A 20,802-nucleotide genomic window follows, 5' to 3' on the forward strand; every position below is an offset into this window, starting at 1 on the left:
GATGTACGGACCGCACGGCACCTGCGACCATGACACCCATGCCTCAGCCCCGTACCGACACGGCCCGCGACCGCACGGCCACCGACACCCCCCTCCCCACCGCCCGCACGTGGGCGGTGATCCTCGCCGCCTGCGCCGGCCAGTTCCTGGTCGTCCTCGACGTCTCGGTGGTGAACGTCGCGCTGCCGTCGATGCGCGCCGACCTGGGCCTGTCCGCCGTCGGGCTCCAGTGGGTGCTGAACGCGTACTCGATCGCCTTCGCCGGGTTCATGCTGCTCGGCGGGCGGGCGGCGGACCTGTTCGGGCGCAAGCGGATGTTCCTGGCCGGGCTCGGGCTGTTCACCGCCGCGTCCCTGGCCGGCGGGCTCGCCGTGGAGGGCTGGCAACTGCTCCTGGCCCGCGCCGTCCAGGGCCTCGGCGCGGCGGTCCTCGCCCCGGCGACGCTCACCATCGTGACCTCCGCCGTACCGGCGGGGCCCGCCCGCACCCGCGCGATCGGCACCTGGTCGGCGGTGGGCGCGGGCGGCGGAGCGGCCGGCGGACTGGTCGGTGGCGTCCTGACCGACCTGCTCTCGTGGCGCTGGGTGCTGCTGATCAACGTGCCGGTCGGCGTGCTGGTGCTCGTCGGCGCCGCGCTGTCCGTCCGCGAGAGCCGGACCGCCGGCGGACGGCGGCTCGACCTGCCCGGAGCGGTGCTGGTCACCGGCGGGCTGGCGGCCGTCGCGTACGGCATCGTGCAGACCGAGCAGGCGGGCTGGGGCGCCTCCGCGACCCTGCTGCCGCTGTCCGCCGGACTGGCGCTGCTGGCCGCGTTCGTGGCGGTCGAGGCCCGGACGGGCGCCCCGCTCATGCCCCTGGGGGTGTTCCGCTCCCGGGCGGTGACGGCGGCCAACGCGGCGATGCTGCTGAACGGCTCGGCCTCGTTCGCCATGTGGTTCTTCATGACGGTGTACGCCCAGAACGTGCTCGGCTACTCCCCGACGGCGGCCGGCCTGGCCCTCGTGCCCAGCTCGGCCGCCATCATCGTCGGCTCGAAGCTGGCGCCACGGCTGATGGCCGTCACCGGGGCGCGGAACCTCGCGGTGATCGGCACGCTGGTCGCCGCGACCGGGTTCGGCTGGCAGTCCCTGATGGAGGCGCACGGCACGTACGCCACGACGATCCTCGGGCCCGGCGTCCTGATGATGGCCGGCATGGGCCTGGCCATCACCCCGCTCGCCTCCCTCGCCACCTCGGGTGCCGCGCCGGGCGACGCGGGGCTGGTGTCGGGCCTGGTCAACACGTCCCGCACGATGGGCGGCGCCCTCGGACTGGCCGTCCTGTCGACGGTCGCCGCCTCCCGTACGGCGGGCGGCACGGGCCCCGAGGCGCTCACGGCCGGGTACGCGCTGGCCTTCCGTACCGGGGCCGGTGTCCTGCTCGCGGGCGCCGTGCTGATGCTGCTGTGGCTGCCGCGCCGCACCGAGCCGTAAGGTCACGGTCGAGGCAGCCCCCTGCCCCATCCGGCCTCCGTGCCGCATACTGGCGGGAAATGACGAACCGATCCGCGCCCCGGCGCCACCTCGCCACCAGTCCCTTCAAAGCCCCCGTGGCCGCACCGATCAAGCACTTCGCGGTGGGGGACCGGGTTTCCCACGACAGGCACGGCCTCGGCACGGTCATCGCCGTCGAGGACCAGATCGCCACGCTCGTCGACTTCGGGTCGCAGAAGGCCCGTATCGTCAGCCCCTACAAGGGCATGGACAAGCTCTGACCGCCTCCTGACGCTCTGCCCCGCCCCACGGCACGGGGTGGGGCAAAAGCACCCGCAGAACGACTGCCCACACCGGGCGTACAGGCCCCGGCCCGTTCCGGAACCGGTCCCTGCGCGGCCTCGGCGCCGTCGCGCGACGAGCAGGAGACCCATGCCCATCGACGCCGGCCGGGCGACCGCGGCCGAGCCCCGGACCGCCGAGATCGCCTGGGACCACAAGGACGTCCAGCTCTACCACCTCGGCATCGGCGCCGGCATCCCCGCCACCGACCCCGACGAGCTGCGCTACACCCTGGAGTCCCGGCTCCACGTCCTGCCCAGCTTCGCCACCGTCGCCGGCGCCGGCATGGGCATGATGGGCGGTCTCGCCGCCCCCGGCGTCGACATCGACCTCACCGCCGTGCTGCACGGCGGCCAGCGCGTCGAGGTGCACCGCCCGATCCCCGTGAAGGGCCGCGCCCGCACCACCTCCCGTGTCGCCGCCGTGTACGACAAGGGCAAGGCGGCCGTCCTGGTCCTCCGCTCCGAGGCGGCCGACGACGACGGGCCGCTGTGGACGAGCGACGCCGAGGTCTACGTACGCGGCGAAGGCGGCTTCGGCGGCGAGCGCGGCCCGTCCGTCCGCACCGAACCGCCCGCCCGCGCACCCGACCGGACCGTCGAGCGGCACGTGCGCGAGGACCAGGCGCTGCTGTACCGGCTCTCCGGCGACTGGAACCCGCTGCACGCAGACCCGGAGTTCGCCGAGCTCGCCGGCTTCGACCGGCCGATCCTGCACGGCCTGTGCACCTACGGCATGGCGCTCAAGGCCGTGGCCGACACCCTGCTCGACGGGGAGGTCGCCCGGGTCCGCGCGTACCGGACGCGCTTCGCCGGCGTGGTGTACCCGGGCGAGACCCTCCGTATCCGGATGTGGCGACAGGACGCCGGCGTCCGGCTGACGGCGACCGCCGCCGACCGGGGCGACGCCCCGGTCCTCGCCGACACCCTCGTCGAAACCGGGTGAAGGGTGCCGCACCGGGCGCGCAGCCGTACCGCACGGGACCGGCCAGGTTTTCCCGGCCCGCACGGCGGAGGGGCCGTCCCGGGGGATCCCCCCGGAACGGCCCCTCCGCTCTGTCGTCCCGTCAGACCGCGCTGTGCTGCGGGTCCTTGCGGTGGCGGCCGTGCGGCCGCGTCGACAGGTCCTCCGTCGACGCGGCACCCCCTCGGTGCTTTCCGGAGCCACCGGCGTCCCCCTGCGGTCGCCCGTGGGTCGTGTCGGTGCTGGCTTCAGACATGTGGGAAGTCACCCCGTAGTGATCGCTGATGTTGGTGCGGCCCGAGAGTCTATCCGCGGGCTGTGCGGCCGGTGAGCGGTGCCTGCTGCAACGGCACCGGCTTGCACACACCAGGAGTCACCACGCCCGCGGACGGTTCCCCACCAGGGCATTCCGGTTGTGCCGATCGTGTGGCCGGATGCGGTACGTCCCCTTCCCGCGCCGCCGGTCCGGGGCCCGTCGCGCTCCCCGCCGCCCCGTCCGGCGCCTCCTCCGCCCCGGCCCCGGCGCCCTCCGCGCCGGACCCCTCCGCGCCGGACCCCTCCACCCGCGTCGCCACCACGCGCGCCAGGCCGCACGGCACCGCCCCGGTCACGTACGGCAGCCGCAGCATCCCCTCACGGGTCCACGCCCCGGCCCCCGCCAGCCACCCGCGGGGCGCGGCCAGTTGGTGCAGCCGCCGTTCCGCCGGCCGCCACACCCCCACCCAGCTCCCCGACGCCCCGTCGATCCGCAGCGCCACCGCGCAGGCCTCCGGCGTCAGCGTCTGCCCCGGCTGTATCGCGAACGGCGTCACCGCCGCGTCCGGCAGCCGCAGGCACTCCGGGAAACGCACCGGCAGCATGCTGCCCAGGACCGCCCAGCCCAGCCGGTGGTGGCCCGGCGACGGGGCGTCGGACCGGATCAGCAGCAGTCCGCTGTCGGGGTCCGCCAGCAGCACACGGTCGTCGCTGCCGTCGGCGATCTGGAGCAGCGGGGTCACTTCCCCGCCCCGCTCCAGGTCGACCGCGACCGACTTCACCGGCCCGCCCCCGGCCGGCCGGCGGTCCAGCGCCAGCATCCGGCCCGCACGGTCCAGCCACGCCCCGCCGGTGCAGCGGCCCGCCACCTCCGCGACGTGCTCGGGGCCGCCGCCCGCCCCGCCCGCCACCCGCCAGACGCCGGTCGACCGCTCGCCGGCCGTCAGCGCGTAGGCGCACGACCCGTCCGGCGGGGGCGGCAGCAGCCGCAGCGCCGCCGACTCCACCGCGCCCAGCGGCAGTTCCCCGGTGCGCGGCCCCGTCGGGTACAGCAGCGAGAAGACGTACCGCCCGCCCGTCCTGCGTCCGATCAGCACCCGGCCGTCCACCAGGGGGAGCAACTGCGCGTGGGGGTCCTCGGGCTGTGCGGCGGGGAGCGGCACCGCGTACGGCTCCGGTCCGTCCAGCGTCCACCGCTCGGGGAACAGGGCCTCGCCGTCGCCCGCCAGCCGCGCCGCGTAGGCGCCGTTCGCCGCGATCGTGAAGCCCGGACGCGACACCGCGTCGTCGTCCTCCGCGGCGGTCTCGATGGCACAGGCTGTCATCGACTCGTCACCTCCGGCGACCGAAAGTAGTTTTCGTACCTACAGCCGAACAATGGGGACTACCGCGCTTCACCTATAAGGGTGGCGATGTCCCGGTTCGCCTGAGGGGCCGGAGACGGGTGTGCTGCCGAGGGGCTCCACCAGGGTCGCGGCGGCCGCCCCCGGGGCGGGCCCGGAGGGCGTCGGCAAGGGGCCGGACGGCGCAGGTGCGGGGCGGGAAGGCGGGCCAGGTAGCCTTTCCCCCGTGCCCCGTCTGTCTGAAGTCATCGCCGAGCTCGACGCCCTCTGGCCGCCCGAGCGGGCCGAACAGTGGGACGCCGTCGGCACCGTCTGCGGCGACCCCGACGCCGGCGTCACCCGGGTGCTGTTCGCCGTCGATCCGGTCCAGGAGATCGTGGACGAGGCGCTCACCCTCGGCGCGGACCTGATCGTCACCCACCACCCGCTGTACCTGCGGGGCACGACGACGGTCGCGGCGGGGCACTTCAAGGGCCGCGTCGTCCACACGCTCATCAAGAACGACATCGCGCTGCACGTCGCGCACACCAACGCCGACACCGCCGACCCCGGCGTCTCCGATGCCCTCGCCGGCGCGCTCGACCTGCGCGTCACCGGGCCCCTGGTGCCCGCGAACGGCCTCGGCCGGATCTGCGAGCTGGACCGGCCAGAGACGCTGCGCGAGTTCGCCGCCCGGGCCGCGAAGCGGCTCCCCGCCACCGCGCAGGGCATCCGCGTCGCCGGAGACCTCGACGCCCCGGTGCGTACCGTCGCCGTCAGCGGCGGCTCCGGCGACAGCCTCTTCGACGCCGTGCGCGAGGCGGGCGTGGACGCGTTCCTCACCGCCGACCTGCGCCACCACCCGGCCTCCGAGGCCACCCAGCACTCACCGCTGGGGCTGGTCGACGCCGCCCACTGGGCCACCGAGTGGCCCTGGTGCGAGCTGGCCGCCGCCCAGCTCGACGAGATTTCCGACCGTCACGGCTGGGGCCTGCGGGTCCACGTGTCGAAGACGGTCACCGACCCGTGGTCCCACCACTCTTCTTCTGGAGCCCCCAACTGAACGCCGCGCCCGCCGACCAGATCCGACTCCTCGACGTCCAGGCCCTCGACGTACGCCTGTCGCAGCTCGCCCACAAGCGCAAGTCCCTGTCCGAGCACGCCGAGATCGAGTCGCTGACCAAGGACCTCAGCCAGCTCCGCGACCTGCTCGTCGCCGCGCAGACCGAGGAGAGCGACTGCGCCCGCGAGCAGACCAAGGCGGAGCAGGACGTCGACCAGGTGCGCCAGCGCGCCGTCCGCGACCAGCAGCGCCTGGACTCGGGGGCCGTCTCGTCCCCCAAGGACCTGGAGAACCTCCAGAAGGAGATCGTCTCGCTGGCCAAGCGCCAGGGTGACCTGGAGGACATCGTCCTGGAGGTCATGGAGCGCCGCGAGTCCGCGCAGGAGCGGGTCGCCGAGCTGACGGAGCGCGTCTCCTCCGTCCAGTCCAAGGTCGACGACGCCGTCGCCCGGCGGGACGCCGCGACCGAGGGGCTCGACGGCGAGGCCGCGTCGGTCACCAAGGAGCGGGACCTCATCGCCGGATCCGTGCCGGCCGACCTGATGAAGCTGTACGAGAAGATCCGTGAGCAGCAGGGCGGGGTCGGCGCCGCGCGCCTGTACCAGCGCCGCTGCGAGGGCTGCCACATCGAGCTGAACATCACCGAGGTGAACGACGTGCGGGCGGCCGCGCCCGAGACCGTCCTCCGGTGCGAGAACTGCCGCCGGATCCTGGTGCGCACGGCGGAGTCGGGCCTGTAATGACCGCCGCGCGGGAACTGATCGTCGAGGCCGACGGCGGCTCCCGGGGGAACCCGGGGCCGGCGGGGTACGGGGCGGTGGTCCTGGACCCGGTGTCGGGGGAGCCGCTGGCGGAGGCGGCCGAGTACATCGGCGTCGCCACCAACAACGTCGCCGAGTACAAGGGCCTGGTCGCGGGGCTGAAGGCGGCGCGCGAGCTGGCGCCCGACGCGACGGTCAGGGTCCGCATGGATTCCAAGCTGGTGGTCGAGCAGATGTCGGGGCGCTGGAGGATCAAGCACCCCGACATGAAGCCGCTGGCGGCGGAGGCGGCGCGGATCTTCCCGCCGTCGCGGGTGACGTACGAGTGGATCCCGCGCGAGCGGAACAAGCACGCGGACCGGCTCGCCAACGAGGCGATGGACGCGGGCAAGCGCGGCCGGCAGTGGCAGCCGTCCACGTCGACGGCCGCCCTGGACGCCGGCGCCCGCCCGGACGCCCTCGACGCGGCCGCGGCCCGCGTGGTCGGTGACGCGGCCGCCGGCGCCGCCCGAGCCCGCGCCGCCCTCGCCGCCACGACCACCGGCGGATCGGCCCCCACCACGCCGGCGGGCGGTACGCCACCCGCCGGCGCCGCCCCGGCCGGCCCGGCCACCGCCGGCCCTGCCTCCGCCGGCGCGGCGCCCGGTGACTCCGCGCCCGCCGGCGCGACGCCTGCCGGCCCTGCGACCGGCGGGTCCGGGGCCGACGAGGGCGCCGGGGCGGCGGGGCGGGATGCCGCGCCGTCGACCGGGTGGGGCTCCGCCGCGGACCTGGGCGCGCCGGCCACGTTCGTCCTGCTGCGGCACGGGGAGACCGCGCTCACGCCGGAGAAGCGTTTCTCCGGCAGCGGCGGCACCGACCCCGACCTGTCCCCGGCCGGCCGGCGGCAGGCCGACGCGGTCGCGGCCGCCCTCGCGGCCCGGGGCACCGTCCAGGAGATCGTCTCGTCCCCGCTGGCCCGCTGCCGGCAGACGGCCGCCGTGGTCGCGGCCCGCCTCGGACTGGACGTCCGGATCGACGACGGCCTCCGGGAGACGGACTTCGGCGCCTGGGAGGGCCTGACGTTCGCCGAGGTACGGGAGCGCTACCCGGACGAGCTGGACGCCTGGCTGGCCTCCCCGAAGGCCGCCCCCTCGGGCGGTGAGTCCTTCGCGGCCGTCGCGCGCCGGGTCGCGGCGGCCCGGGACCGGCTGACCGCCCGCCACGCGGGCCGTACGGTCCTGCTCGTCACACACGTCACGCCCATCAAGACGCTGGTCCGGCTGGCGCTCGGCGCCCCGCCGGAGTCCCTGTTCCGGATGGAGCTGTCCGCGGCGTCGATCTCGGCGGTGGCGTACTACCGCGACGGCAACGCCTCCGTCCGGCTCCTCAACGACACGTCCCACCTCCGTTGACGTCCCCGGCGGCGACGGGCTGGCGGCTCACCGGCGACGTCGCGGAGTTCCACCGGGAGGCGGGCGCCTATCTGGAGGCCGACCCGGCCCGCAGCACGGCGCTGCTGACCGTCGGCGAGACCGTGCGGCGGCACGGCCCCGGCGCGTTCGGGGCCGGAAGCGCCCGGTTCGGCTGGTGGCGCCGTGCCCCCGACGGCCCCGTGGAGGGGGCGTTCGTCCGGACCGCGCCCCACCCCCCGCTGCTGGGGCCCATGCCGGAGGAGGCCGCCCGGCGGCTCGCCGAGGCGCTGCGCGGAACCGGTGTCACGGGCGTGAAGGGCGGCGACGGGCCCACGCAGGCGTTCGCCGCCGCGTGGACGCCGCCGGGCGGGACGTGGACGATCACCCACCGCACCCGGCTTCACCGCCTCGGGGACCTCACACCGCCGCGCCCCGCGCCCCCGGGCACCGCGCGGCGGGCCACCGCCGAGGACGTACCGCTCACCGCGGCGTGGATGCGGGCCTTCGCCGCCGACATCGGCGAGGACCCGGCCACCGACCACACGCGGAACGTCGCCCGGCGCGTCGAGCACGGCGGGCTGTACGTGTGGGAGGTGGCGGGGCGTCTCGTGTCCATGGCGTCGCACTCTCCGCCCGTCGCCGGGCAGTCCCGGGTGTCGCCCGTCTACACGCCTCCCGAGCTGCGCGGCCGGGGGTACGCCGGGGCCGTCACCGCCGCCGTCAGCCGCGCCGCCCTGGACGCCGGCGCCCGGCAGGTTCTGCTGTTCGCCGACGTCGCCAACCCCACCAGCACCGCGCTCTACCAGCGCCTGGGCTACCGCCCGCTGAGCGACCACGTCGACATCGCGTTCGCGTGACGTGGGCGCCTGGGACGACGACCGCGACGGCGGGCGGCCGGGCGGTCAGCGCCGGAGCGCGGCGGCCTGCCGGGCCAGGGTCTCCACCCGGGCCCAGTCGCGGGCCGCGAGGGCGTCGGCGGGCAGCATCCACGTACCGCCCACGCAGCCCACGTTCGGCAGCCGCAGGTACGCGGGGGCCGAGTCGGGGAGGATGCCGCCCGTCGGGCAGAACCGGGCGGCCGGCAGCGGACCGGCCAGGGCAGCGAGGTACGCCGTGCCACCCGCCGCCTCGGCCGGGAAGAACTTCATGTCCCGCACCCCCCGCTCCAGCAGCGCCACGACCTCGGACGCCGTCGAGACGCCCGGCAGGAACGGCACCCCCGACGCGTCCATCGCGTCCAGCAGCCCGCCCGTCCAGCCGGGGCTCACCAGGAACCGCGCCCCGGCGCCCACCGCGTCCGCCACGCCCCGCGCCGAGACGACCGTGCCCGCGCCGACCACCGCGCCCGGCACCTCGGCGGCGATCGCCCGGATCGCGTCGAGCGCGGCGGCGGTCCGCAGCGTCACCTCGATCGCCGGGAGCCCGCCCGCCACCAGCGCGCGGGCCAGCGGTACGGCGTCGGCCGCGTCCTCGATGACGACGACGGGCAGGACGGGGGCGTGGTCCAGCACGGACGGCGCGGGAGTCATGCGCCCATCGTCCCGAGGGCCCGCATCACCCGCAACGAGCGTTGCGGAGCGTGCAACGCGTCCGGTTCAGTGAATCTCCGCCACCAGCACGTCGAGCTTCCCCGCCGCCGGGATCTCCACCTCGTACCCCAGCTCGCGCAGGGCGTCCGACAGCTCGGCCGGCGTCCCCGGCACCGCGCCCGCCTCCAGCAGGCTCCGGACGATCCGCCCCTTGGTCGCCTTGTTGAAGTGGCTGACCACCTTCCGGGTCGGGGCGTGCAGCACCCGCACGGTCGCCGTCCGCGCCGCCACCTCCCCCTTGGGGCGCCACGCCGTCGCGTACGCCGCCGACCGCAGGTCCAGCACCAGCCCGTCCCCGGCCGCCTCCGGCAGCACCTCCGCCATCGGCGCCCGCCAGTACGCCCCGAGCGCACCGAGCCCCGGCAGCTTCACGCCCATCGAGCACCGGTACGACGGGATCCGGTCGTCGACCCGCACCGCGCCCCACAGGCCCGAGAAGACCAGCAGCGACTCCCGCGCCCGCTCCCGCGCCGCCGCGCCCAGCGTGGCCAGGCCCAGCGCGTCGTACAGCACGCCCGTATAGACCTCACCGGCCGGCCGCGCCCCCGACGTCCGCAGCCCGGCGTTCTTCGCCACCTCGCCGCGCAGTCCCTCGCTCAGCCCCAGGACCTCCCGCGCCTTCTCCTCGTCGGCGGCGCACAGCTCCACCAGCTCGTCCAGCACGGCCGCCCGCGCGGGGGCGAGCCCCGGCAGCGACAGGGAGCCCGGCTCCAGCGGCGCACCGTCCCCCGACGCGGCCTTTCCTTCCGAGGGCGGCAACAGCACGAGCACGGTGGTTCTCCTTCGGTACGTACGTGAACGGGGATGCGGCCCCGCGCCAGCGTACAAAGCGCCACGGCGCACGACATGCCACCCGGTGCCCCGGGCCCTACGCTCGACCCATGCCCCGCCGCCAGATCCGTGTGACCGGCGCGGCCCAGGCGTCCCTCCGGACCGCCCTGCGCGCGCTGCGTACCGAGCTCGCCGTCCCCGACGCCTTCCCGCCCGCCGTGCTCGCCGAGGCCGAGGCGGCGGCCCGCTCCCCGCGCCTGCCCGAGCGGGACGCGACCGACCTCCCCCTCTTCACCATCGACCCGCCCGGCTCCACCGACCTCGACCAGGCCATGCACCTGGCGCGCCGCGCCGGCGGCGGCTACCGCGTCCACTACGCCATCGCCGATGTCGCCGCCTTCGTCACCCCGGGCGGCGCGCTCGACGAGGAGGCGCACCGGCGCGTCCAGACCCTCTACTTCCCCGACGGTCGCGTCCCCCTCCATCCCGCCGTCCTGTCCGAGGGGGCCGCCAGCCTTCTGCCGGACCGGACCGTTCCCGCCCTGCTGTGGCGCATCGACCTCGACGCCGACGGCCGCCCCACCGCCACCGACGTACGGCGCGCCCTCGTCCGCAGCCGCGCCCGGCTCGACTACGCGGGCGTCCAGCAGCGGCTCGATGAGGGCACCGCCGGGGAACCGCTCTCCCTCCTCCGCGAGATCGGCACCCTCCGCGAACGGCTGGAGGCCGAACGCGGCGGGATCTCCCTCCAGGTCCCCGAACAGGAGATCGTGGCGCGCGACCACGCCTACCACCTGGAGTACCGCGCCCCCCGCCCCGCCGACGCGTGGAACGCCCAGATCTCCCTGCTCACCGGCATGGCCGCCGCCGACCTGATGACCGCCGCCGGCACCGGCGTCCTCCGGACCCTGCCGACCGCCCCCGACGGTGCCGTCGCCCGGCTGCGCCGGTCCGCCAAGGCCCTCGGCATCACCTGGCCGCACCACGTCTCCTACGCGGCCCTCGTCCGCTCGCTCGACCCGCACGACACCCGCCACGCCGCGTTCCTCCAGGACTGCACCACCCTGCTGCGGGGTGCCGGCTACACCGTCTTCACCGGCGGCGACACCCCGGTGCCGGCCGTCCACGCCGCGGTCGCGGACGAGTACACGCACTGCACCGCCCCGCTGCGCCGCCTCGTCGACCGGTACGCCGGCGAACTGTGCCTGGCCGCCGCCGCGGGCCGGGAACCGCCCGGCTGGGTCCGGGAGGCCCTGCCCGGCCTGCCGCGCCGGATGGCGGAAGGCTCGCGCCGGGCCGGCACCGTCGAGCGCGAGTGCGTCGACCTCGTGGAGGCCGCGCTGCTGAAGGACCGGGTGGGCGAGGTCTTCGAGGCGTACGTCGTCGACGTGCGCGACCGTGACCCGGCGGCCGGCACCGTCCACCTGGAGGAACCCGCCGTGGTCGCCCGCGTCGAGGGCGGCCCCGACCCCCTGCCGCTGGGGGAGCGGCTGAGGGTACGGCTCACCCAGGCCGACCCGGGCCGGGCGAAGGCCCTGTTCGTCCCCGCGTGAGCGCCCGCCCTAGGTCGTGTCCGTAAAGTCTCGGCTGGCCGCGGTGTCCCGCACGCGCGCTCGCGGCGTTGTCGTCGGTCGTCATGGTCCCCCGTAGCCCTTCGGGCACGGGAGGTGCCCCCACCGCCATGACTCCCTCCTCCGCCTTGCGATCGCACGCACCGGACGCCGCGGTCCCCGCCCTCCGGGCGGACGCCGATACTTTCCGGACACTCCCTAGCGCCCCCACCAGGGCCCGCGGATCATCGGCGTGGCACCGCACCAGGCGTACCGGGTACTGCCTGCCCAGCAGCCGCACGGCGGTGACGGGTTCGGCCAGCTCGACGGTGACGGACGTCTGCGAGGCCACGGCCAGGTTCAGCACGCCCTCTTCCTCCTCGTGCGAGAAGCGGAGCTCGTGCCGTACGGCGGCGATCCGCTCCAGCGGCACCGCCAGGTCCACGTGCGCCCCCTGCCGCAGCCGCAGCACCGCCCCGTCCAGCAGATGGGGCCGGGTCACCGACGCCGCGTGCAGCCCCAGCACGAACAGCACCGTGTACACGTCCAGGACCAGGAACACCGCGTGCACCACGGGCCACGACGCCAGCAGGTACGCCATGCCGACCGTCTCCACCACGCACACGAAGGCGAACCCGTACAGGTACGCCGCCTGGTCGCGCGCGTGCCCGAACGCCCGGACACCGGCCCGCCCGGTCCCGTCCGGCCGCCGCGCCGCCCACCGCACCAGGCTCACCATCAGCCGCAGCTCGTGTCCCACCAGCCGCGCGACCGGCTCCGGCACCCGTGCGCGCTGGGCCTCCCGCCAGCCGTACCCCCGCCGCCGCAACCGTATGTACAGCAGCAGCTCCGTGCCCAGCAGGGCGGCCACCGCGACCTCCGCCCCCGCGACCACGGCGCCCGGTATCCGTACCCCCGCCACCAGGCACACGGCCAGCACCACCTCGGCGGGCAGCAGGGCGTAGGCCACCGCCCGGACCGGCCGCCTCATCGGCCGCCTCACCGCGCACGTCCCGCGGCGATCCGCAGCGCCCGCCGGACGACCTCCGCCTGCGCGGCCGAGAAGTCCGCGAGGAACACCCGGGAGAACGCGGCCTCCTCTACGCCGCCCAGGTCCGGCACCACCTCGTCCGGCAGCAGCTCCGCCAGCGCCCGCGCGGTGTCCTCCACCCGTACGTCGTCGGCGGCCGCGTCCGCCAGCGCGTCGAGCCGCGCGTACACCTCGTACGCCCGCTCCATCGCATCCGGCGTCCCGGTCACGGCCCGTACGGCGTCCAGGAGCCGGGCGCCCTCCTCCTCCGGCACGACCGTCTCCAACAGCACGAGCACCTCCCGGTCCCGCGCCGCCATCGCCGGCTCCGGCCCCGGCAGCCCGGCCGACACCCCGGCCATCCGCCCGAACAGCTCCGCCAGCCCCGGCGACACCGGCCCCTCCGCCGGCAACCGCCCCGTCCGGGCCTGCTCCAGCAGCGCCCCGAGCCGCTCCCGGCGCGCCGAGATCTCCTCCTGCTGCCGCGCCAGGTCCGCGTCCAGCTCCTCCAGCACGTCGACCAGCTCCCGTCCCGCCCCCGAGCTCTCGGCTCCGCTCGGGCAGGGGGGACCCCCACCGTCCGCCAGCACGTCCCGGACCTCGTCCAGCCCCAGTCCCAGCTCGGTCAACCGCCGGATCCGCGCGAGCAGGACGGCGTCGCGCAGGGTGTAGTCCCGGTACCCGTTGGCCCGCCGCCGGGGCTCGGGCAGCAGCCCGAGGTGGTGGTAATGGCGTACCGCCCGCGTGGTGATGCCGACGAGGCCGGCGATCTCTCCGATCCGCATGGAGCCAGTAGAAACGTTGACGCTGCGGCAGGGTCAACCGCAATCACGCGCCCGTCCTCGATCATGTGCCACGATCGAGGGAACGACTCCCATCTCACGGACGGGCGGCCCGGCGATGTCCCAGTCTGACGAGCGACCGAGGAAGGGGCGTGACATGGCTGCCGTGGCACATGAACCGCTCACGCAGGCGGATGTCCTGCTGGAGGGCTTCCTGGCGTTGGAGACGCCGGAGGGCTTCCGGGCCGAGCTGGTCGAGGGGGAGATCGTCGTGACGCCACCGCCGGACGGCGACCACGAGGACTACAACAGCCTGATCGTCAAGCAGGTGATCAGGCGGGCTCGTACCGATATGGACGTCTCCGGGAACAAGGGCCTGAAGCTTCCCAGTGGGGGCAGTTGCCCCAGGAGCCACGTCATCCCCGACATCACGTTCGCCCCCGCCGAGCTTCGTCTCTTCCGTGGCGCCGAATCCTGGATGCCGTGCGAGGGCGTGGCGCTCGTCGTCGAGGTGACCTCCAGTCGGCCCCAGCGCGACCGGGAGACCAAGCGCCGCTGCTACGCGCGCGGAGCCATCCCGCTGTATCTGCTGGTCGACCGGGAGTCCTCCTCGGTGACGCTCTTCAGCGACCCGGGGAACGAGGACTACCGTCAGGTCCTCACCGTCCCGTTCGGCAAGCCGCTGCCGCTTCCCGACCCGTTCGGCTTCGACCTGGAGACCGCCGACTTCGTCTGACGTCCTTCCCGGTACCATGGTCGGCACGGCAGACGAGCCGGGCGGACGGCCGCGTGGAGACCCTTCGGGGCCTTCCCGAGGAACGTCCGGGCTCCACAGGGCAGGGTGGTGGCTAACGGCCACCCGGGGTGACCCGCGGGACAGTGCCACAGAAAACAGACCGCCGGGGACCTCGGTCCTCGGTAAGGGTGAAACGGTGGTGTAAGAGACCACCAGTGCCCAGGGTGACCTGGGCAGCTAGGTAAACCCCACCCGGAGCAAGGTCAAAAGGGGACACCTCGGTGTCCCTGCGCGGACGTACGAGGGCTGCCCGCCCGAGTCCGCGGGTAGACCGCACGAGGCCGGTGGCAACGCCGGTCCTAGATGGATGGCCGTCGCCCCGACGACCGCGAGGTCCCGGGGCACAGAACCCGGCGTACAGCCCGACTCGTCTGCCCCACAGGCGTCTGATCTGCGGTACCGCAGGTCAGACGCCTGTTCTCGTGGAATCGTGGGCGCCCACTCACCCCGTTCCGTACCGGCTTAAACCGGACCTCGCTGCTACGAAGGTAGCCACGCTGGGCGGCTTGGTGTGGGTGTTGGCTGAGTCGGGGGCCCTCCGCGCGATGCGTCTACGCCTAGGTGTCCTCTGTTGCGGTCCCGGGGCCGGTGGAATTCTGCTCGTCAAGCCAGGCTTGAATGCCGCCAGGGTTCTGCGCGGGTGCGTCGAACGGGATGATCGGAAACGGGGGCAAGGTGGACAGCGGAGCCGCCCCGTCAGCGGGGAGCGCGGCCACCGAGGGCTCAAGCTCCTCGATCTTGTAGCCAATCAGGGCGTTCCGGGCTGCCAGAGCGTAGCGAGTATCGCGGGCCAGCCACGTCAAATACACCCGCTGTGCCCATCGGTCATCGGATATGTCGTTACTCACGGGCGCCAGTGTGCCGCGGGTGGTCTACCGGCTGGGGGCCGGTTTCAGAGGTATGGCTTGGACGCCAGAGAATCATGAGGAAGTCGGAGGCTTCCGATGTCTGCCGGTCCCTGGGCCGAGCTTCGGTGTTGCCTCACGGGTGGAGGTAGCGTCGGTGTGGGGAAACAGGATGCGTCGTGCTTCCGCGAGGTTCGCCGCGAAGCCGTGCGGTTCCCACAGATGGCCGTTCCACCGCTGGATCGCGCGGGGAGCATCGGGGTTCAGATGCGATGCCCTCGGGTCGCCGGTGACGAGGGGTACGGCGCGGAGCTGCCCGATCCTCGCATCGCGACGCTCGGCCCACTGGGAGAGCGGTTCGTCGTCCATGTCCGGAGCGTAGTGGGTCAGGTGATCCGGTGTTCCCAGCGCAGGGAGGGCGCCTGGTCAATCCAGTACCGGTGGGACGTGGGCGTCACGTGGAGCCGTACGGAGTCGATCTCCGGTGCCCCGGCGACCTGCCAGGCGACGAGGGAACGTTCCACGTCGTCCCACAGGGCCACCGGACCGCCTTGGCGGACGGTCCAGTTCTCGCCGTCGGCGAGGAACTCGGCGAACGACTCCTTCTCCGGATCGAACAGGTACCGCAAGGGCGAGCCGTCACCGCCCGTCGCGCGGACGAACTGAACGCCGGGCGCCGCCAACTGCGCAACGAAGGCGGGCATCCACTCCTCCAGGACAAGAGGAGACACCTGAGTGCGCCGCTCACTGTCCGCGTACGCGGTCCGGGCGGAGAGATCGCCAGCCGCGGGAGCCACTGCCTGGGCGCGCGCCTGCATGAAGGAGGAGCGCCCGACGAACGAGCCCTCGGCGGTGCCGTCATCGCCGACGGTCAGTTTCGCAAGGCCGGTTCCCCACGGCCACGAGCCGACCGTGCCGAGGACGATGCCTCCAGGGATCGTCTGCCTGATCCAGGCGTACGGGATGCGGCGAACCGCGCAGGTGGCGATGACCCGGTCGTACGGTGCTCGGTACGGGTGGCCGAGGAGACCGTCGCCCGTCACCGTCCATGTCGAGAAGCCGACGGCTTCGAGAGCGGCATCGGCGCGTGCGGCCACCTGTGCGTCGACCTCGACCGTGGCGACGTTGTCCTCGCTGAGGTAGTGGCACATCAGGGCTGTGGAGTAGCCGGTGCCTGTGCCGATCTCCAGGACTCGGTGGCCCGTCACGAGGTCCAGGGTCTCGATCATGCCGACAACGGTGGCCGGGTCGGTCGAGGAGGACGTGGGCACGCCCATTACGGGTTCGTCGGCCTGGTCGGCGGTGAGGTGGCCGTCGAGCTGGGTGGTGAGGGTGTCGACGCTGTATGCGATCTTCAGCCACTCGTCCGGATTCGTGTCGGTGACGGTGACGGGCCGCCAGGTCCGCCCCTCGTCCAGGAAGACTCCCGGGCGGAGGAACCGCTCGCGGGGGACGGACTCGATGGCCTCACGCAGCCAGGGGGATTTCAGGACTCCGTCATTCATGAGAACAGTCGCCATGCGGCGTCGCTCGGATGCCGGATCGGTCATCGGCGATCTCCTTGTGCGAGTAGGTCGGCGAAGGCAGCGGACATCGGGAGGCCAGTCTCGGTCTCCAGCCACCCCCACTGTCCGTTGGGATTCAATTCCAGCCACCAGTAGGCCCCCGCCCGGTCGACCGCGAGGTCGAAGCTTCCCGATACCAGATCCAGCCGGTCCAGGTAGGCATGCAGTCCCTTGGCCACCCGGTCGGGAAGGTGCTCCACGGTGTAAGTCAGGGCGCTGTAGTCCTTGCGCCAGTCCAGGAGTTGGGAGTCGATGCGTACGGCGAACGTGTGCCGGCCTACGAGCAGTACGCGAACGTCGGCGACTTTGTCCACGCGGGCTTGGAACAGGTGGGGTGCGACCCGAACGCTGTCGTCGAGATCGTCGGGGGTGACGGGGGCGGTCCATCCCGTCATCGGCACGCTGTCACGCGTGTAGGGGGTCCATCGCAGCGTCTTGAAGATCGCCTGCCCTTGAGCCTGGACGAACTCGCGGGCCTCGTCCGGGTCGTTGGTGACAAGGGTGGGAGGGATGGTGAAGCCGAGTTGCTGGGCGAGAACGAGCTGCCCGGGCTTGTAGTCGGCTGCGGTAACGCGCAGGGGGTGGTTGACCCAGAGAGGGCCGCCCAGGGCGAAGAGGGTGCCACCGAGTCCGTAGCGGACCTGCGCCGCCGCGAACCGGGAGTCGTCAGCGGACAGGTGGGGAAACGTGGGCCATTCCGGGCGGCGCCAGTACACCGACCGGACGTGGGTCACATCAGCGGTTCTCGACGGGGTGCGTACCTGCCCGACCACCGGGGCCGGGCAGGTGCCGAATCGAGCCGAGACCGTGAGGTTTTCGCCGATGTCGGCGGGGTTGAACCGGACCACCGGCACATCTCGCCGGTTGAGTTCGGTGATCACCATGTCGGCGGTGATGTCGTCCGCCTCGGTGGCCACCAGAACCGGCCTCTCCTCGGTCATGGTCATCAGTCCTGCGTGCTGTCCTGATCGTGACCCTGGTCGTTCCGGGAGTCCGAGTTCGTCGTCGTGGAGGTCTCGGTGCCCGAGCTGGTGCCGTGCTTGCCCATCTCGACCACCTGCCCGACGCGGTCGCGGAACACCCCGAGCTGCGTCGTGGGGTCGATGGCGACCGTGGCGTGGGGTCGGCGGACGACCGTCGGGTAGGGCGCGAGTCGGCCCGCACCCCACGGCCGCGTGGGGCAGGGGAGTGCGACAGAGGTGGTCATGAGACTCCTCGGGTTGAAGGGTGTGATGCGGGAATCCGTCTGCGCCAGGGGGCGCGGACGGCGATCTGCGGGCCGCGGCTCAGGGGTGAGCGGCCTGGATGTTGTCGGCCGCGGTCGTCCACTCGACTCCGGACGCGGGCCGGATGTGCGCGATGCGGACCATGCCGTGGCTGTGGAGCTCTTGTGTGACGGCGACGAGCACACCCTCCCCACGCGAGGCGATGTCACGGACAAGCGTGTCCAGGAGCGGGTGGTGCTCGTAGCCGTCGGAACCGACCGGGTTCACTCCTCCGGCTCCTGCCGGGCCTCGATGCGGCGCATGAACCTCTCCCAGCCGCCGGCCGCTCGCACCCGAAGAGCCCGGCTCGGCGCACCCGGCCGGGGCTCCGGCAGCGTGTACGTACGGCCACTGACGCCAGGGTTCCTGCGGGGCAGTCCGGAGGTTGTCACTCGGTCGCTCCTCTCCGTGGGGAGCCGCCCGGAGGGTCCTTCGGCCTCCGAGCGGTGTGTGACCAGTCAACGACGATCCGTTACCTTCTCCCAGAGCGGACCTCGCGCAATGCCCGGGCGTTTTCCAGGCGTTGGCGCGTGGCGGGTATGCGTGCGTGAAAGGGTTCTCGTGAGGGGAGACCTATGACGTCGAGGCGAAGGTGCTTTGCGGAACGGCGCGCGGCCCGGGGCTACTCTCAGGAGGAATTCGCAGAAGCGCTCTCGGTGGCCGCGTCCACCGTGGTCCGTTGGGAAAGTGGTCGTGCCACCCCGCGTCCCCATCAACGGCCGAAGATCGCAGGGCTGTTGGGAGTGACCCTCCCCGAGCTGGAAGCCCTTCTCTCCGACGATCAGTTGGCCGAGACAGTCGGGCTCTCCGCTGCTCCACCCCTCCTCCATGGTGATGATGACGACATGAAGCGCCGCGAAGTCCTGGGCCTGCTCGCCGTTACGGGTGCGCTGGTCGCACTTCCCGATCCCGGTGATGCCGCCCGAGGGCGCGCAGCGTCGACGCTCTTGGAGACGGGGGACGCCTTGCATCGCAGCCTCTGGCAGGTCTACGCGCTATCGGACGCCAAGCAGGTCGTCTTCCCTGCGGTGCGCGCACAGCTCGATGTGATGGCGAAGGGACTGACCGAGACGCGTACTGCCGTGGATCGGTCCCGATTGTGTCGGATGACGGCCGACCTCTACCAGCTCGTCGGCGAGCTGTTCTTCGACGCCAACCGGTACACCGACGCCGCGCAGTGCTACACACTGGCCGCCAACGCGGCCTATGCCGGTGGCGACCACGACCTGTGGGCCTGTGCCATGACCCGCCACGCGTACGTCGAGCTGTACGCGCGCCGCGCGCACGCTGCCCAGCCCCTGCTCGCGGCAGCTTTCCGCATCGCCCGGAGAGGTGACGACACTCTCTCCACCCGTCACTGGGTCGCGGCTGTCCAGGCGCAGGCGTACGCGGCCGTGGGCGATCTCGACGCGTGCAACCGGGCTCTTGACGAAGCTGAGAAAGTGCACGCCCTCGACAGCGCTCACTCCCATAACAGCGGCTGGCTCCGCTTCGACGGCTCCCGCCTGGCAGAGGAGAGAGGGGCCTGCTACCTCCAACTGGGCCGCCCTGATCTCGCCGATGAAGCGCTCACCGCAGCCCTTGCCCAGCCTCTGTCCCTGCGTCGCCGCGCTGCCGTCCTGAGCGACCTCGCCGTGCTCGGGGTGCATAGGCGAGACATCGACCAGGTCGTGCACTACGCGGAGCAAGCACTGGGACTGGCCGACCGGTCGAATTCGGGATTCATCGGCAAGAAGCTGGACGGGCTTCGGGGGCGTCTTGCCCCGCTCATGTCCGATGACCGAGTCTCGACTCTTGATCACCGAATCGCGGCGCTTCCGCGCACCGCATGACGAGAGGGACACGCGCATGAATGACGGCCGGATCTTCCGCGAGGCGTGGATCGACGGTGTGAACAAGCACTATCCCGGCGAGCCCAAGCCTGGCTACGTCACGCCGTGGGACGACACGCCCGCTTGGGAGCGCGAAGCGGCCACCGCCGTGTACGGGCAGGTGCGCGACTTCATCGAGGTCAGCGGCGGGCATACGGCGAGGCTCACACGCGAGCAGAAGGGCCGATTCGTCGCGATCTGCTGGACCGCCCAGATGTTCAGGCACTTCGAAGACCCGAAGCCCGGATATGTTGCCGACTGGTCCGACCTGCCGGACTGGCAGCGGGAGACCGACGCGGACATCTTCGAACGCATCGAAGGGACCGTCTGATCTCAGGAGCGACGACGTCCCCGTCCGGGCCGATCCCGGCGGGGATGTCTTGTTGCGTAGCCATCAAAGTAGCCACGGAAGCACCGTACCTGCTCGTTTGTGCAGGTCATAGCGTTGCGCCGACAGTCCCCGGCGTACAGCCCAACTCGTCTGCCTCTCCCGCCTCGGTGACAATCCGGGTCACCGATCTGCACGGCATGCCCGGCACGCTCAGGTCCGGATGGCGTTCTCCGCAGCTCATGGGTCGTCGGGTGCCGCTCACTCATGTGGAGATCCCGCCCTGGCGGGGTATTCGGTCTCCCGGCTGATGGCCGTGTTCATACGGCCGATGGTCCGCCCCGCGCACCGCGTCCCGCCCGCAGCGCCGGGCGGTGCCCCTGACGCGCCACGGGTGGCGCAACGTCCCCGGAACGCGGGGTCCGGGGGTGTACCGGGTACGGGGGTGTACCGGTGGGGAACCGCCCCGCCGGCCCCAAACCCGAGGAGACACCTGATGACCATCCCCGCGGAACAGCTCAGCGACCCCGCCGTCCGTGCCTTCGTCACCGCCGTGAACGCGGGCGACCGCGCCGCGTTCGCCGCCGTCCTCGCGCCCGGGGCCACCATGGCGGACGACGGTTCCGACCGGGACCTTGACCAGTGGGCCGAGAAGGAGATCTTCACGGTGGGCGGTCACATGGACGTCGAGTCGGAGCAGGCCGGCGGCCGTGCCCTGACCGTCCGCTACCGCAACGACACCTGGGGGGAGATGCGGACGGCGTGGCGGTTCACGGTGGGCGACGACGGGAAGGTCACCCGCTTCGAGACCGGCCAGGCATAGCCCGGCGCCAGGACC

23 protein-coding genes and 1 other RNA gene are annotated in these 20,802 nt (G+C 73.2%); 13 read left to right on the forward strand and 11 right to left on the reverse strand.

Annotated features, from left to right (window positions below; genetic code table 11):
• Positions 1-29 precede the first annotated feature (29 nt).
• From ACF068_RS25220 to ACF068_RS25230, 3 genes are all read left to right on the forward strand, one after another.
• On the forward strand, positions 30-1,472 hold the full coding sequence (locus ACF068_RS25220) for an MFS transporter (RefSeq protein WP_392276566.1): 1,443 nt from the start codon (positions 30-32) through the stop codon (positions 1,470-1,472).
• A gap of 59 nt (positions 1,473-1,531) precedes the next feature.
• Positions 1,532-1,753 (forward strand): hypothetical protein, encoded by a 222-nt coding sequence (locus ACF068_RS25225; RefSeq protein ID WP_189548367.1) that lies wholly within the window; start codon positions 1,532-1,534, stop codon positions 1,751-1,753.
• Between the two features lie 151 nt (positions 1,754-1,904).
• Positions 1,905-2,759 (forward strand): MaoC/PaaZ C-terminal domain-containing protein, encoded by an 855-nt coding sequence (locus ACF068_RS25230; protein ID WP_392276567.1) that lies wholly within the window; start codon positions 1,905-1,907, stop codon positions 2,757-2,759.
• Between the two features lie 323 nt (positions 2,760-3,082).
• On the opposite strand, the gene ACF068_RS25235 is transcribed toward ACF068_RS25230, so the two are convergent.
• Positions 3,083-4,357: a hypothetical protein gene (locus ACF068_RS25235; RefSeq protein WP_392276568.1), complete on the reverse strand. Its 1,275-nt coding sequence runs from the start codon at positions 4,355-4,357 to the stop codon at positions 3,083-3,085.
• 244 nt (positions 4,358-4,601) lie between these two features.
• Here ACF068_RS25235 and ACF068_RS25240 point away from each other — a divergent pair, with 244 nt between their 5' ends.
• From ACF068_RS25240 to ACF068_RS25255, 4 genes are read left to right on the forward strand one after another with little or no spacing between them, the layout of a single operon-like run.
• A complete protein-coding gene (locus tag ACF068_RS25240) occupies positions 4,602-5,417 on the forward strand; it encodes a Nif3-like dinuclear metal center hexameric protein (protein ID WP_392276569.1) in 816 nt (271 codons plus the stop codon).
• The gene (locus ACF068_RS25245) at positions 5,414-6,157 is read left to right on the forward strand and encodes a zinc ribbon domain-containing protein (RefSeq protein WP_392276686.1); all 744 of its coding nucleotides are present in this window, start codon (positions 5,414-5,416) and stop codon (positions 6,155-6,157) included. The genes ACF068_RS25240 and ACF068_RS25245 overlap by 4 nt, the downstream gene beginning before the upstream one ends.
• Positions 6,157-7,572 (forward strand): bifunctional RNase H/acid phosphatase, encoded by a 1,416-nt coding sequence (locus ACF068_RS25250; RefSeq protein WP_392276570.1) that lies wholly within the window; start codon positions 6,157-6,159, stop codon positions 7,570-7,572. Before ACF068_RS25245 ends, ACF068_RS25250 begins: the two co-directional genes overlap by 1 nt.
• Positions 7,569-8,429 carry a GNAT family N-acetyltransferase gene (locus ACF068_RS25255; protein WP_392276571.1) on the forward strand — a complete coding sequence of 287 codons (861 nt, stop codon included), beginning with the start codon at positions 7,569-7,571 and terminating at the stop codon, positions 8,427-8,429. The genes ACF068_RS25250 and ACF068_RS25255 overlap by 4 nt, the downstream gene beginning before the upstream one ends.
• Before the next feature lie 45 nt (positions 8,430-8,474).
• Here ACF068_RS25255 and eda read toward each other — a convergent pair whose 3' ends face one another.
• The gene (gene eda, locus ACF068_RS25260; RefSeq protein WP_392276572.1) at positions 8,475-9,101 is read right to left on the reverse strand and encodes a bifunctional 4-hydroxy-2-oxoglutarate aldolase/2-dehydro-3-deoxy-phosphogluconate aldolase; all 627 of its coding nucleotides are present in this window, start codon (positions 9,099-9,101) and stop codon (positions 8,475-8,477) included.
• Positions 9,102-9,167: 66 nt separating this feature from the next.
• Positions 9,168-9,932 (reverse strand): peroxide stress protein YaaA, encoded by a 765-nt coding sequence (yaaA, locus tag ACF068_RS25265; RefSeq protein ID WP_392276573.1) that lies wholly within the window; start codon positions 9,930-9,932, stop codon positions 9,168-9,170.
• A 110-nt stretch (positions 9,933-10,042) separates the two neighbouring features.
• Here yaaA and ACF068_RS25270 point away from each other — a divergent pair, with 110 nt between their 5' ends.
• On the forward strand, positions 10,043-11,485 hold the full coding sequence (locus tag ACF068_RS25270) for an RNB domain-containing ribonuclease (protein ID WP_392276574.1): 1,443 nt from the start codon (positions 10,043-10,045) through the stop codon (positions 11,483-11,485).
• Here ACF068_RS25270 and ACF068_RS25275 read toward each other — a convergent pair.
• Complete coding sequence (locus ACF068_RS25275; protein ID WP_392276575.1) at positions 11,436-12,473, reverse strand: hypothetical protein; 1,038 nt, start codon at positions 12,471-12,473, stop codon at positions 11,436-11,438. The two genes, ACF068_RS25270 and ACF068_RS25275, sit on opposite strands and share 50 nt — an antisense overlap.
• 8 nt (positions 12,474-12,481) lie before the next feature.
• Positions 12,482-13,297: a MerR family transcriptional regulator gene (locus ACF068_RS25280; RefSeq protein WP_392276576.1), complete on the reverse strand. Its 816-nt coding sequence runs from the start codon at positions 13,295-13,297 to the stop codon at positions 12,482-12,484.
• 154 nt (positions 13,298-13,451) lie between these two features.
• Between ACF068_RS25280 and ACF068_RS25285 the strand changes: the two genes are divergently transcribed.
• Both ACF068_RS25285 and rnpB read left to right on the forward strand, forming a co-directional pair.
• Positions 13,452-14,030, forward strand: coding sequence for a Uma2 family endonuclease (locus ACF068_RS25285; protein ID WP_392276577.1), 579 nt, complete (start codon positions 13,452-13,454; stop codon positions 14,028-14,030).
• Positions 14,031-14,063: 33 nt separating this feature from the next.
• Positions 14,064-14,464: RNase P RNA component class A (gene rnpB / locus ACF068_RS25290), an RNA gene on the forward strand.
• Positions 14,465-14,647: 183 nt separating this feature from the next.
• Here rnpB and ACF068_RS25295 read toward each other — a convergent pair.
• The 6 genes from ACF068_RS25295 to ACF068_RS25320 form a co-directional block, all read right to left on the reverse strand.
• Positions 14,648-14,938 (reverse strand): hypothetical protein, encoded by a 291-nt coding sequence (locus ACF068_RS25295; RefSeq protein ID WP_392276578.1) that lies wholly within the window; start codon positions 14,936-14,938, stop codon positions 14,648-14,650.
• 72 nt (positions 14,939-15,010) lie between these two features.
• Entirely contained in the window at positions 15,011-15,304 is a 294-nt protein-coding gene (locus ACF068_RS25300) for a DUF6087 family protein (protein WP_392276579.1), read from the reverse strand.
• A 17-nt stretch (positions 15,305-15,321) separates the two neighbouring features.
• Positions 15,322-16,485 carry an ATP-grasp peptide maturase system methyltransferase gene (gene tgmC, locus ACF068_RS25305; RefSeq protein ID WP_392276580.1) on the reverse strand — a complete coding sequence of 388 codons (1,164 nt, stop codon included), beginning with the start codon at positions 16,483-16,485 and terminating at the stop codon, positions 15,322-15,324.
• Complete coding sequence (gene tgmB / locus ACF068_RS25310) at positions 16,482-17,441, reverse strand: ATP-grasp ribosomal peptide maturase (protein ID WP_392276687.1); 960 nt, start codon at positions 17,439-17,441, stop codon at positions 16,482-16,484. Before tgmB ends, tgmC begins: the two co-directional genes overlap by 4 nt.
• A 5-nt stretch (positions 17,442-17,446) precedes the next feature.
• Positions 17,447-17,707 carry a putative ATP-grasp-modified RiPP gene (gene tgmA / locus ACF068_RS25315; RefSeq protein ID WP_392276581.1) on the reverse strand — a complete coding sequence of 87 codons (261 nt, stop codon included), beginning with the start codon at positions 17,705-17,707 and terminating at the stop codon, positions 17,447-17,449.
• 79 nt (positions 17,708-17,786) lie between these two features.
• On the reverse strand, positions 17,787-17,993 hold the full coding sequence (locus tag ACF068_RS25320) for a hypothetical protein (protein ID WP_392276582.1): 207 nt from the start codon (positions 17,991-17,993) through the stop codon (positions 17,787-17,789).
• A 347-nt stretch (positions 17,994-18,340) separates the two neighbouring features.
• Between ACF068_RS25320 and ACF068_RS25325 the strand changes: the two genes are divergently transcribed.
• From ACF068_RS25325 to ACF068_RS25335, 3 genes are all read left to right on the forward strand, one after another.
• Positions 18,341-19,597 carry a multiprotein-bridging factor 1 family protein gene (locus ACF068_RS25325; RefSeq protein ID WP_392276583.1) on the forward strand — a complete coding sequence of 419 codons (1,257 nt, stop codon included), beginning with the start codon at positions 18,341-18,343 and terminating at the stop codon, positions 19,595-19,597.
• 16 nt (positions 19,598-19,613) lie between these two features.
• A complete protein-coding gene (locus ACF068_RS25330; protein WP_392276688.1) occupies positions 19,614-19,967 on the forward strand; it encodes a hypothetical protein in 354 nt (117 codons plus the stop codon).
• A 493-nt stretch (positions 19,968-20,460) separates the two neighbouring features.
• Positions 20,461-20,787 carry a nuclear transport factor 2 family protein gene (locus ACF068_RS25335; RefSeq protein WP_392276584.1) on the forward strand — a complete coding sequence of 109 codons (327 nt, stop codon included), beginning with the start codon at positions 20,461-20,463 and terminating at the stop codon, positions 20,785-20,787.
• Positions 20,788-20,802: the final 15 nt, after the last annotated feature.

The organism is Streptomyces sp. NPDC016309, from assembly GCF_043077235.1.
Taxonomy (GTDB): domain Bacteria; phylum Actinomycetota; class Actinomycetes; order Streptomycetales; family Streptomycetaceae; genus Streptomyces.